This is a genomic window from Rariglobus hedericola, assembly GCF_007559335.1.
Taxonomy (GTDB): Bacteria; Verrucomicrobiota; Verrucomicrobiia; order Opitutales; family Opitutaceae; genus Rariglobus; species Rariglobus hedericola.
In genome coordinates this window covers 507,812-520,749 of record NZ_VMBG01000001.1, presented here as the reverse complement: position 1 = coordinate 520,749, position 12,938 = coordinate 507,812, and the positions used below count along the sequence as shown (strand labels likewise).

At 57.7% G+C, this 12,938-nt stretch carries 7 protein-coding genes; 3 read left to right on the top strand and 4 right to left on the bottom strand.

The genetic code is table 11. The features are described 5' to 3' along the window. Positions 1-81: 81 nt before the first annotated feature. Positions 82-1,185 carry a 3-isopropylmalate dehydrogenase gene (gene leuB / locus FPL22_RS02415; RefSeq protein ID WP_144228522.1) on the top strand — a complete coding sequence of 368 codons (1,104 nt, stop codon included), beginning with the start codon at positions 82-84 and terminating at the stop codon, positions 1,183-1,185. A gap of 36 nt (positions 1,186-1,221) precedes the next feature. Here leuB and FPL22_RS02410 read toward each other — a convergent pair whose 3' ends face one another. Genes FPL22_RS02410 through FPL22_RS02395 form a run of 4 tightly spaced genes read right to left on the bottom strand, consistent with a single transcriptional unit; the run spans position 1,222 to position 8,668 of the window. Next, positions 1,222-1,614, bottom strand: coding sequence for a response regulator (locus FPL22_RS02410; RefSeq protein WP_144228521.1), 393 nt, complete (start codon positions 1,612-1,614; stop codon positions 1,222-1,224). A 14-nt stretch (positions 1,615-1,628) separates the two neighbouring features. Then, entirely contained in the window at positions 1,629-3,926 is a 2,298-nt protein-coding gene (locus FPL22_RS02405) for a hybrid sensor histidine kinase/response regulator (protein WP_144228520.1), read from the bottom strand. Positions 3,927-3,929: 3 nt separating this feature from the next. Next, on the bottom strand, positions 3,930-4,388 hold the full coding sequence (locus tag FPL22_RS02400) for a response regulator (RefSeq protein WP_144228519.1): 459 nt from the start codon (positions 4,386-4,388) through the stop codon (positions 3,930-3,932). Between the two features lie 5 nt (positions 4,389-4,393). After that, the gene (locus tag FPL22_RS02395; protein WP_144228518.1) at positions 4,394-8,668 is read right to left on the bottom strand and encodes a PAS domain S-box protein; all 4,275 of its coding nucleotides are present in this window, start codon (positions 8,666-8,668) and stop codon (positions 4,394-4,396) included. A 379-nt stretch (positions 8,669-9,047) separates the two neighbouring features. On the opposite strand from FPL22_RS02395, the gene alaS reads away from it, so the two are divergent. Both alaS and FPL22_RS02385 read left to right on the top strand, forming a co-directional pair. Further along, on the top strand, positions 9,048-11,738 hold the full coding sequence (gene alaS / locus FPL22_RS02390) for an alanine--tRNA ligase (RefSeq protein ID WP_144228517.1): 2,691 nt from the start codon (positions 9,048-9,050) through the stop codon (positions 11,736-11,738). A gap of 108 nt (positions 11,739-11,846) precedes the next feature. After that, entirely contained in the window at positions 11,847-12,932 is a 1,086-nt protein-coding gene (locus FPL22_RS02385) for a DNA alkylation repair protein (protein ID WP_144228516.1), read from the top strand. Positions 12,933-12,938 lie beyond the last annotated feature (6 nt).

Genomic DNA, 12,938 nt, shown 5'->3' with positions numbered 1-12,938 from the left:
CAGAAGCGGAATCCGTCGCGCCGCAATCGCGAAAAATTGCCTTTGCCTCCCGTTGGCCGGTTTAGCTAACTCCTCCCCTTTATGCCGACCCTTAAATTTGCCGTTCTTCCTGGAGACTACATCGGGCCCGAGGTCATGACCGAGGCCCTTCGCGTGCTCGAGCACGTCGCCAAACAGGAAAACCTCACGCTTTCCTACACGACTGCCGACGTTGGCGGCGCCGGTATCGACAACCATGGCAAAGCCCTCCCTGACTCCACGCTGGCGCTCTGCAAAGAGGCCGATGCGATCCTCTTCGGTTCTGTCGGCGGCCCAAAATGGGAAAAGCTCCCCCCCAAGGAACAGCCCGAGCGCGCCGCCCTTCTACCGCTTCGCAAGGCCTTCAATCTTTTCGCCAACATCCGCCCGGGCCTTCTCTATTCCGACCTGACCGACGCCTCCCCGCTAAAGACCGAGCGCATCCCCAATGGCATCGACATCGTCTGTATCCGCGAGCTGACCGGCGGCATCTACTTCGGCCTCCCGAAGACGACCACCACCCTTGAAAATGGTGAAGAGCAGGCCGTCGATACGATGGTTTATAAAACCTCCGAGATCGAGCGCATCGCCGAGGTCGCCGCTGTCACCGCACGTTCCCGCGGCAAGAAGGTCTGCTCCGTGGACAAGGCCAATGTGCTCGAGACATCGGTTCTCTGGCGCCGCGTCGTCACCGCTTACTTCGCCAAGAACCACCCCGACCTCACCCTGAGCCACATGTATGTGGACAACGCCGCGATGCAGCTCGCGCGCGACCCCAACCAGTTCGACGTGCTCTTCACGGAAAACATGTTTGGCGACATCCTCTCCGACGAGATGGCGGTCATCTGCGGCTCCCTCGGCATGTTGTCCAGCGCCTCCCTCGGCACGGGCAAGAACTCCCTCGGCAAGCCCTTCGGTCTCTTCGAGCCCGCCGGTGGCACCGCCCCCGACATCGCCGGCAAAGGCGTCGCCAATCCGTGTGCTCAGATTCTCTCGGTCGCCATGATGCTCCGTTACAGCTTCGGGTTGGACGACATCGCCAACAAGATCGAGGCCGCTGTCCGCAAAGCCGTTGCCACCGACGGTGTTCGCACCGGCGACATCGCCTTCGGCAAAAAATCCGTGGGCACCAAGGCGATGGCCGACGCCATCATCGCCAACCTCTAACCAACGTTAAGGTATCGTCCGAATCCGCCCGTCGGCTTAGCTGGCCGGCGGATTCGTAGCGTCTGGCGCAAGAATCTCGGTGATGGCCACCCGGATTTCCTCATAACCAAAAGGCTTGGGTAGTATTTTTTTTGCACCCACCCGCTTGGCGATTTGCAGGTAATCAATTGTCGTCATGCGTCCGCCACCCGACATGGCGATGATCTTCACCTGCGGATCATGCCGGCGGAGATCCATGATTGTCTCGATGCCTTCTTTCCCGGGCATAATCAGGTCGGTAACCACCACATCGGCCGGTTCTGTGATATAAGCCTGCACACCCGCGCCACCATCGGCTGCCTCGCTGACGACATGCCCCATTTGCTCCAGCGCCACACGCAACATCGATCTGAAGGAAACCTCATCATCGATGATCAAAATACGCGGCATTCGGCTAATAAATGCTAAGAACGCGATTCCGACAATAACCGATCAACGGCTATGCTCAAAGAACGGAAACTAAAGGGTTTTAAGAGTAGTTCGCCGATGCCCAGAGACTGCACCGCGCCGGAATCCATCTTGGCTGAATAACCCGTGGTCAAAACAACGGGAATATCACTCCGTATGGCCAGGATCTCCGCAGCCAAATCCGTGCCCATGATCCCTGGCATGCTGAGATCGGTAATCACCAAATCAAAATCTCCAGGCGCAGACTTGAAATGGGCCAGTGCCTCGGCCGCATCCGTGAATGCGGTGGCCCGGTAACCCAGTGCTTCCAATATGGACTGGCCGAGTTGCGCGAGCGGTTGCTCGTCGTCGATAAACAACACGTGCTGGCCGGAGCCACGGGCAATCTCGTTTTTTTCGATGGGTTTAACCTCCACCGCAGCCGTGCCATCAGCCGGGAAATACAAATGAAACGAAGTGCCCTCGCCGGGCTCACTGTGCACCGTGACCGCGCCTTCGTGGCTCTGCATGATGCCGTGCACCACCGACAAGCCCAACCCCGTTCCTTCACCCGGCCCCTTGGTGGTAAAAAAGGGTTCGAAGATGCGCTCCAAGGTCGAGCGTTCCATTCCGCAACCGGTATCACTTACGATTAACCTCACATAAAGGCCGGGCTTCAGGTTGGCTGCCACCACTTCCGTCTGACGCGGATCCATTAAAAATTTCTCCAACTTCACGCCCAATCGACCGGGCCGGCCATGCATGGCGTGGGCCGCATTGGTGCATAGATTCATGACCACTTGATGAATCTGCGTCGGATCGGCCTGCACCACCGGCAGGTCCGAATCGAGCGACACATCAAAATCAATCATCGCCGGAATCGTCGCCCTCAAAAGCTTGATGGGCTCTGCGACCACATGTCGCAATTGCAGCGTCACACGCTGATGATCCTGCTGCCGGCTGAAGGCCAGAATTTGCTTCACCAGTGAAGCCGCCCGGTTCGCACCCTGCAGCACCATTTCCAAGTATTGGTGCGCACTGGGATTTCCCTTCAGTCCCATTTTGGCCAGTTCAATGTAACCGATGATCGCCCCCAGAATATTATTAAAATCGTGCGCAATCCCGCCGGCGAGCGTGCCGATGGCTTCCAGCTTTTGCGCCTGCAGGAACTGTTCCTCCAGTTTCCGCCAATCGGTGATATCCTCCGTCGTTCCGACGATACGATAAACATTTCCCGATGCATCTTTGATCGGAAATGCCCGATCCCGCACCCAGCGCAACGTGCCATCCGGTCTCAAAATGCGGTAAACCTCATGATAACCGCCCATCGCTTGAAGCGACACGGCCCGCTCCACCCGCTCTCGATCGTCTTCGTGGATTGCATCCGTCCACGTCGATGGCGCCCCATAGAGGCTCTCACAACTGCGGCCCCAGATCATCTCATACCCGGGACTGACGTAGAGCAGGTCCTGATTCAGGGGATCCGTGATCCAAAAGACACCATTGATGTTTTCCGCAATCTGGCGGAAACGCTCTTCGCTCTCACGCAAGGCCTGCTCGGAACGGCGTCGCTCGGTCAAATCACGGACGATGCCCAGCAACTGGCCGTCGGGTAGTGCCCGCGCGCTGATTTCGGCATCGAACCAGGTTCCATCGCGCCTTCGTATTCTAAATTCAGATACACGACTTTGTCCATTGCGCAGATAAGACACTTCCTCCGCCAGACGCGGCCAGTCCGTCGGGGCCAGCAAGGTGCCCAGTGTCAGCCCCAGAAACTCACTCCGCGAATACTGAAGCATTTCCAATCCGCGCGCATTTACATCGGTATAGCGTCCTTCCTCCGAGACCGTAAAAATACCGTCGGACGCCTGCTCCACCAGGAGACGATAGCGTGATTCACTCACCGCCAGCGCGGCTTCGGATTCGCGACGCTCGCGACGCAAGCGCGCCTCCATGATCGCCTGGGTGACTGCCGTCCCCAGCCGCACCAGCCGATCCTTCAGCAAATAATCGGATGCCCCCTGCTTGATCGCCTCAACCGCCAGATCCTCGCCAATCGTTCCGGAAATAAGAATAAATGGTATATCGAGCTTCCGCGATTTAACAAGTTCCAGTGCCCGCAGCCCGTTGAACGAACCAAGATCAAAATCCGAAAGGATCAGATCCCACTCTGCATTCAACGCGTCACTGAAGGCCGGCTCCGTATCGACCCGCAGCGACTCAAAGGTGAATCCGTCACGACGCAGCTGCCGCAGCACCAACTCGGCATCGAGAGGATTGTCCTCGGCAAACAGAATTTTGAGGACCGGTGTCATCGGTTAACTTTCCCGGTTGGGAGACTGATTCACCAGCAGCCAATACATGCCAAGCTGCTCCACCGCAGACGCAAAACCCTCAAAATTGACCGGCTTCACAATATAACTGTTTACGCCTAAGTGGTAACTTTCCACGACGTCTTTTTGCTCCTTCGATGATGTCAGCATGACCACCGGAATGGTGCGGGTGAGTGGATTCGCTTTTATGCGACGCAAGACCTCGATGCCATCGACCTTCGGCAATTTAATATCGAGCAGCACCACGCGGGGCGGCTGGTCCAATCGACGGCCTGCGTAAACACCCTCGCCAAACAAAAAGTCCAGCGCTTCTGCTCCGTCGCGACAGACATGAAGATGGTTCGCGAGACGGGCCTTTTTCAACGCGCGCTGGGTGAGCGCAAGATCGTTCGGATTATCCTCAACAAGTAGGATTTCAATTATGTCGGAATTCGGGGTAGTCATGTTTTTTATTCTTGATTGAGAGTGAAATAGAAAGAGGCCCCTTCATTGACAACGCCCTCGGCCCATACTCGCCCGCCATGCCGGTGCACAATACGTTGCACAATAGCGAGGCCCACGCCGGTCCCCTCGTATTCATCGGAACGATGTAAACGCTGAAAAACGCCAAACAGCTTGTGCACATAGCGCATATCGAAACCGGCCCCATTATCTTTAACGAAATAAACCGTGGTCGCGCCATCCCGCAAGCTGCCGATCTCAACCACCGGCGCCACATTTTTCCCGGTGTATTTGAATGCATTGGAAATCAGGTTGATCCAGACTTGCCGCATCAAAGCCAGATCTCCTTCACAGGCCGGCAGGTCGCCGATGCGAATATCAAAATTACGATCCGGTTGATCGGACACCAAATCTTTCAATATCGAGCGAACCAGCCCGCCCGTATCCACCGGTAGTCGATCCAGAGAGGCGCGACTTAAGCGGGAGAAAGTTAAAAGATCATCGATCAACTCACCCATCCGCTGAGTCTCTCCGCGAATCGTATTTAAATACCGACGCGCATCGTCCGAAAGTTGCTCACCAAAATCCTCGACCAACGCCTGCGAGAAGCCATCCACGGCGCGCAATGGTGCACGCAAATCATGGGATACCGAATAGGAGAAAGCCTCCAACTCTTTGTTGGCCGACTCCAGTTCAGCGGTCCGCATATGCACCCGATGCTCCAGCTCCGTGTTTAACACCCGCACTTCTTCTTGGGCCTGACGTCGTTGAATAAACAAACCGATCTGACGTCCAATCAGTCCGAATACCTCATCGAGTTTCGTATCCGGTCCACGCATTTCTGACGAGAGAAAGTCCATCACTCCAATCACCTGGTCTCCTTGAAGAACAGGAAAGCCAAGCGCACTCCGGAACCCTGCATTTCCCGCCAGTGCGGCCCGGCAATAGTTTGTATCCTTGGAGATATCAGCGCTGGTCACCGGCACGCCCGAATTCCATACCCGTCCGGGCAATCCCACGCCTCTGCCGAATGTCAGTGCCCGCGTCATGGAAATTAACTCGCGCATGGGTAATCCAGGACGATTCCAAATTTCCCGACATCGCAGCACTTCGTCTTTTTGATCTACTTCCCAAAAGGCGCCAAATTCCCACCCCTCGGAATCGGCTACTGCTGCAATAATCAAAGGCACCGCTTCGTCCAGGGATTCCGCCGTCGCCAGCACACGACTGACCGCCCCTTGCGTAGCCAGACGACGTTCCGCGAGCTTACGCTCGGTAATATCCTGAAATGATCCCTGAACCCGGACTACTCGTCCGTTTTCCATCTGCGGATGTCCGATGGTTCTCACCCACTTATTGTTCCCTTTGGCCGTGATCAGATTGAGTTCCAAGTCATACGCCACGCCATTTTCGATGGCTCTCTTAAGGGCTGTTTCGATAATCGCTCGCGATTCACCGACATAAAAATCGAGGCCTTTTTGAAGCGAGGTATTGCTGGCAGCATCAAGTTCATGAATGCGCGCCACCTCTTCGGTCCATGAACCTTCACCCGTGGCTGGATCAAAACTCCACCCTCCCACCTTCGCAATGTGTCCGGTTTCACGTAGCAAAGATTCCTGAAACCGCAGCCTCTCATCCGCCTCCCGGCGCTCGGTGATATCCTGAGATGCGACTACAATACCCACAACTTTTCCGGCATCATCGCGATAAGGCACTTTGTCAGTTTGCATCCAGCGCACACGTCCGCGCGCATCGTGGATTTTTTCGATGATCCCGAGGCGAGGTAGGCCGGATGAAATGACAATCTGGTCATCGGCGTAGAATCGCTCCGCTTCATTAGGATAAACCTCCGCACACGGCCGTCCTTCAATTTCCGACACCGGCAACCCGAGTTCATCAGCCACCCGTTGATTCACGCGCAAGTGCCGGTTGTTGGTATCCTTGAACCAGATCAGCGCGGGTATCAGGTCGAACAACACGCGCAGTTCCTCAGTCTGCCGACGGAGCAAAGCCTCGGACTCTTTGCGTGCAGTAATATCGGCGGAAAGAATAAACACGCCTTCCGGAACCGACTGGATGACTAAGTGAAACCAGGCCGATGAACCATCTGGATAAACAAATTCATTTTCCACGTCGTGAGCTTCAGTTCCGTTCATGCACGCACGCATAAAACCAAATACTTTCGTCGTCTCGATTCCGGGAAAACACTCCATAATCGTCTGCCCGATCATGCTGGCCGCAGGCTTGCGATTATGTCCTGCCGCCGCCGCGTTCATATAAAGGTAACTCCAATCCCGTCCCAAGATCTGAGCGCCTTCCATCAGATTATCCAAGGTGGACCGAAATCTCTGTTCACTGGCGCGCAAGGCCATTTCCCCCCGCTTTTTCTCGGTGATGTCGGCGCGTATGGCCACGTATTGATGGGGCTTTCCATCGTCGCCTACGAAAGGAACGATCGTCGTATCAACCCAATAATATGAACCATCCTTGGCTCGGTTTTGGATTTCCCCCTGCCATACCCGACCACTGGTGATCGTCGACCAGAGATCACGGAAAAACTCCCGGGGATGATATCCCGAATTAATAATCCGATGATCCTGCCCTATCAGTTCTTCACGTGCATACTGGGAAATCGCACAAAACTTGTCGTTCACAAAGGTGATCCGCCCCGCCGCATCGGTGCCCGCCACGATGGCGTGTTCATCAAGCGCCGCCTTCAGATCAAGCACCTCGCGAGTTGAGGCTCGCAGGCGAGCCTCCGCAGCTTTGCGTTCCGTGATATCTTGGCAAACCACTTGGATGACGGGCTTCCTATCCTGCCAGTAGGAAGCAGCCGCCACTTCCACATCGATTTCCGAGCCGTCCAGCGTAATCATCTTTTCCTCGACCAGCCCCACGGTCTGAGGTGTTTCAAGCATCTGTCCGACCCGTTCTAGAATCAGATTATGAAAATCAGGATGGAAAAAATCGAGCGGCGAACGCCCGATCACATCTTCCCTGCTGTTGGCACGAAACAGCCGCAACCCCGCTTCATTGATGAACGTGATGCGATTGTCCTGATTGAGGAAAATCGCGTGCGGCGATAGTTGTGCCAGCACCCGGTAACGCGACTCTCCCTCCTTCAATGCTTCGTTGATTTGCTCCAACTGTGCCGTGCGTTCCCGGACGCGTTCCTCCAGCTCATCACGCGCCTGGCTCAACTCCGTGCGCACCTGGCGACCGCGACCGATGTCCTTTCCAATTATGAGCAAGGCCACAACCACCACGCCCAAGGCCAGTGCACTCCCGCCGATGATCACGCCCTTGGTCAGGATGAGGGCGCTCCTGGCGTTCGCGTTCATGACATTCAACTGTTTCTGCTCAAACGCCTCCATCTCTGCAATAATCCCGCGAATACGGTCGTGCACGATTTTGCCTCGGCCGCTCGCGACCGAATCTCTCGTCGCATCAAAGCCGCGCCTGCTGCGCAAATCGATATGCCCCGCAACGAGCCCCATGCGCTCGTCCAGCAAAGGCACCAGAGTCTCCATGCGTTTCTGTTGCGCAGGGATGTCTGCTATCAGGCGTGTTACATTTTTAATACCATCGGCAAGCTGCTGCTTCGCCTTCTCGTAGGGCTCCAAATAAACTTCGTCGCCCGTGACTACGAATCCACGCTCGGCAGTCTCCGCATCCGTGGCGTTGGACATCATCAGACGCAGCGCGGCGACCACTTGCTCGGCATGCCGTGTCTTCTCCTCGTTGGCCTCCTGTCGCAGCACGTTCAAAAACGACATCACTCCGATCACGCCCAAACAGATAAGCGCAGCCGCGAATCCCGCCTGCACCTTGCGTTCAGTCGAGAGATTGCCGCTGTTCTTTTCGGAGTTAAGCGCCGCCCTCAGTCGTGATCGATGCAACGACTCGATCACTACGCACACGAACAGGCAGCTGAGCACAAATATAAGCCACTGCGCGAAATCCGCCGTCCACCCAAACGTAAACGCCTGGACCGGCGGCACGATGTAATAAGACGTCCACAACGCCGCCAGCACCGTCGCGGTCAGCCCGGGTCCCAGGCCGCCCACATACGCCGCCAGCATCACCGGAAACAAAAACACGATTAACATCTGCCGATCCCCAAACCACTGACTCGCCTCCATCCTCGCATACGCGGTCACCCCCGTCGCCATAACTGCGAGCACATACATGATCCACCGGCTGTAAGTTGCTTTGGGCCCACCCGCCGCACCGCCTGATGATGCAGCCGGAACCACCTCTCGTGTTGTATGCGATTTCTTCATACAATTAAATCCTCATGAACGGGTTGAAACCAAATCCACGCGCTCCGCCCGCAAAATTCAAAGGTCCAAATGTCTGGTCGTCCAAGGTGAAACCGAAGGTATCGCTCATCTGAAGTTAATCTTAAGTAAAAAAATGCGAAGGAGTTCAGACAACACTCGGCTAACTTCGGCTGATTAGGGGGTTATGAGTCAGCCTGAATTCGCCCCCATAAAATGACAAGTCTTTGCATAATACTGCGGCAATATTTTAAGCCCTCTTGCATCACGCCGGCACCTTCCCGTGCACGAACGCGTCGGAAATGCCCGCTCGACACCGACCATTCACGCCTTGCCACCCCCTCGCCCGCCCTCTGTGCTCAACCCTCTTTATTCCAGATCCATGACCTCCGCCGAGATCCGCCAGTCCTTCCTCGATTTCTTCGCCTCCCAAGGCCACACGATCGTCCCGTCGTCGTCCTTGCTGCCCGACTCGCCCGGACTGCTCTTCACCAACGCCGGCATGAACCAATTCGTGCCCATCTTCCTGGGTGAAAAAGCCCCCAATGTTGCCAGCTGGGCCGGCGCCCGCCCCGCCAAGGACACCCGTGCCGCCGACACCCAGAAGTGCATCCGCGCCGGCGGCAAACACAACGACCTCGAGGACGTCGGCTACGACACCTACCACCACACACTCTTCGAGATGCTGGGTAACTGGTCGTTCGGCGACTATTTCAAGCAAGACTCGCTTACCTGGGGCTGGCATTTGCTAACCAAAGTCTGGGGCATCCCCGCCAAGCGTCTCTTCGCCACCGTTTACGCGCCCAAGCCCGGCGACCCCTCTGAGTTCGACACCGAAGCCAACGCCATCTGGACGGAACTCTTCAAAGCTGAAGGTCTCGACCCCGTGCTTCACATCGTTCACGGCAACCGCAAGGACAACTTCTGGCAGATGGGTGACACCGGCCCTTGCGGCCCTTGCTCCGAGATCCATTTCAACCTGCTCGTCGACGACAACGAGGTCGAAGGCCGCAAGGGCGTGAACTCCTCCAGCCCGCGCTGCATCGAGATCTGGAATCACGTTTTCATCCAGTTCAACGCCAACGCCGACGGCACGTTCTCCCCGCTCGCCGCCAAACACGTGGATACCGGCATGGGCTTCGAACGCGTCGCCGGCATTTACGCCAACACCAAAGGCTTTACCGACTTTGCTCCCGAGCCGTCCAACTACTCCGCGGACGTCTTCGCGCCTCTTTTCGCCAAGATCACCGAACTCTCCGGCAAGACCTACCTCGGCACCGTGCCGACTAAGCGCGAAGGTCTCACCGAGCAGGAAATCACCGACGTCGCCTTCCGCGTTCTCGCCGACCACGCTCGCACGATCAGCTGCTCCATCGCTGACGGCATCATGCCCGGCAATGAAGGCCGCAATTACGTCATCCGCCGCATCCTCCGCCGCGGCATCCTCTACGGCACCAAGCTCGGCCTCAAAACCGGATTCTTCGAACAACTCGTCGCCCCCGTCGTGTTGTCGCTCGGCTCCGTGTTCCCCGAACTCGTCGAACGCCAAGACATCATCCGCCGCGTCATCAAGAGCGAGGAAGAGTCCTTCGGCCGCACGCTCGACCGCGGTCTCGCGATCTTCAACAAAGCCGCTGTCGGCGCCTCCGTAATCACCGGTGCCCTCGCCTTCGAGCTCTACGATACCTACGGTTTCCCCCTCGACATGACGCAGCTCCTCGCCACTGAGCGCGGTCTCACCGTCGATACCGAAGAGTTCGAACGCCTCATGGAAGAGCAGCGCAACCGCGGTCGGGCCTCAACCAAGAAAGAAATCATCGTCGCCGCGACCGAGGGTGCCGACACCACCGAGATCAAGCCCACGCAATTCACTGGTTATCTCTCGCTCACCACCGAGACTACGCTCATCGACGTCGTTAAAACCGAGAAAGACACCTACCTCGTCTTCGAAGCCACGCCTTTCTACGCCGAAATGGGCGGCCAGGTCGGGGACACCGGCGAGTCTCTCATCAACGGCCAACTCGTCCACATCACCGACACGATCAAAGATAAGTCCGGCCGCTACCTCCACAAGGTCGCCAAGCTCACCACCGAGCTTTCCTCCGGATCAAAGGCTACGCTCTCGGTCGATGCCACCCGCCGCCGCGCCATCAACCGCCACCACACCGCCACGCACCTCCTCCACTGGGCGCTGCGCAAAGTGATCGGCACCCACGTCCGCCAGGCCGGCTCGCTCAACACGCCCGACCGCTTGCGCTTCGACTTCGCTCACTTCGAATCCGTCACGCCCGCCCAGCTCCGCGAAATCGAAGGCCTCGTCAACGAGCGCATTCTCGAAAACGCCACGGTCACATCCTACGAAACCGACTTCGACAAAAAGCCCGAAGGCACCCTCGCCTTCTTCGGTGAGAAATACGGCAAGACCGTCCGCGTCGTGGACGCCGGAGGCTACTCCCGCGAACTCTGCGGCGGCACCCACGTCTCGACCACCGGCGAAATCGGCCTCGTGAAAATCGTGTCCGAAGGCGCCGTCGCCGCCGGCACCCGCCGCCTCGAAGCCGTCTCCGGCCAAGCCGCCTACGACCACGTTTCCTCCGTCGAATCCCAGCTTGCCGCCACGGCCGCCAAAATCGGCGTCCCGCTCTCACAGCTCGACCAAAAGATCGACGCGCTTCTCGCCCAAAAAGCCGAGACCGACAAAAAGCTCAAAGCCTTCGAACAACGCGCCGCCGCCGTCCTCGCCACCGAACTCGCCGCCAAAGCCGTCACCACCGACGGACTCGCGCGCGTCTCAGCCGTCGTAACCGTCGAGGCCCCCGAAGCCCTCCGCGAAATCGGTTCGCAAGTCCTCGCCAAGCTTGGCGAAGGCGTGGTCATCCTCGGTGCCGCCTTCGGCCCGGAGAAAGTCAGCCTCGTCGCCTTTGCTTCTCCTGCTGCGATCAAAGCAGGACACCAAGCCGGCAAGATCATCAGCGCGCTCACCGCCCAACTCGGCGGCAAAGGCGGCGGCAAACCCGACTTCGCGATGGGCGGCGGCAAAGACGCCGCCAAGCTCGCCGAAGTCCTCGGCTAAATCCAAACGAGGTTAACCACTAATTAACACTGATTATCACTAATTCCGAACCTCCGAAATTAGTGCCGATCAGTGAAAATTAGTGGTTAGAAAATTCCGTCTCCGAAAATGTCCGACCAACTCAAGGACATGTTCGACGCCGCGCGCTACCGCTCGCTCGCGTCCGAACTCTCCGCGTTGTCGCCCGCCTTCAACGCAACTACCTTCCTAGACCACACGCTCACCGGCCTGTCCTCCCGTGAGTTAATGGATCGCATGCGCCGCACCTCGACCGGCGTGGCGCTCGCACTGCCCCTTCCCTACCGCGAACAACTCGCCGTGCTCCGCGCCCTCGCCGCGCGCATCGACCGCGGGTTTATTGGCATCTTCCTCTCCGACTTCGTCGCCCAACACGGACTCGACGACGTCCCCGCATCGCTCGACGCGCTTCGTTTTTTCACCCGCTTCGGCTCCGCCGAATTCGCGATCCGACCCTTCATCCTGCGCGACCAAGCCGCTACCCTCGCCGTCCTCCTCGATTGGTCTGTGTCCGAAGACGAACATGTCCGCCGCCTCGCAAGCGAAGGCTCGCGTCCGCGTCTTCCTTGGGGCGCCCGACTGCAATCGCTCGTCGCCGATCCTTCTCCCACGTTTCCGATTCTGGAAACCCTTCGCGCCGACGACTCGCTCTACGTCCGCAAGTCTGTCGCCAACCATCTCAACGACATAGCCAAGGATCATCCCGACCGCGTCATCGCGTTGCTAAAAACCTGGGATGACTCCGACGCACGCACGGCCTGGATCATTCGCCACGCCTTGCGCACGCTCATCAAAGCCGGCCGCACCGAAGCTCTCGAGCTCATCGGTGCCGGCGCCGCCGCCCGTCTCGACGTTGATTGTTTCCAAGCGGCACCACGCAAGCTCGCCCTTGGCGACACCCTGGCGTTGACGGCCACGATCACCTCCCGCGCAAACAAGTCGCAGCGACTGGTCATCGACTACGTGATTCATTATGCCCGGGCTCGCGGCACGAGCTCCCAAAAAGTCTTCAAATGGAAAACGCTCGATCTGCCCGCTCGCGGTAACCTCACTCTCACCAAGCGGCAAACGATCCGTGATTTCAGCACCCGCCGCCACCATGCCGGCCGCCATATCGTCGAATTGCAGATCAACGGACGACGTCTTGCGGAAGCGGCTTTCTCCCTTTCAGTATAACCGAAA

Coding starts and splice junctions, on each gene's coding strand:
- FPL22_RS02385 (WP_144228516.1), top strand. CDS start 11,847: ATGTCCGACCAACTCAAGGACATGTTCGACGCCGCGCGCTACCGCTCG.
- FPL22_RS02395 (WP_144228518.1), bottom strand. CDS start 8,668: ATGAAGAAATCGCATACAACACGAGAGGTGGTTCCGGCTGCATCATCA.
- leuB (WP_144228522.1), top strand. CDS start 82: ATGCCGACCCTTAAATTTGCCGTTCTTCCTGGAGACTACATCGGGCCC.
- FPL22_RS02405 (WP_144228520.1), bottom strand. CDS start 3,926: ATGACACCGGTCCTCAAAATTCTGTTTGCCGAGGACAATCCTCTCGAT.
- alaS (WP_144228517.1), top strand. CDS start 9,048: ATGACCTCCGCCGAGATCCGCCAGTCCTTCCTCGATTTCTTCGCCTCC.
- FPL22_RS02400 (WP_144228519.1), bottom strand. CDS start 4,388: ATGACTACCCCGAATTCCGACATAATTGAAATCCTACTTGTTGAGGAT.
- FPL22_RS02410 (WP_144228521.1), bottom strand. CDS start 1,614: ATGCCGCGTATTTTGATCATCGATGATGAGGTTTCCTTCAGATCGATG.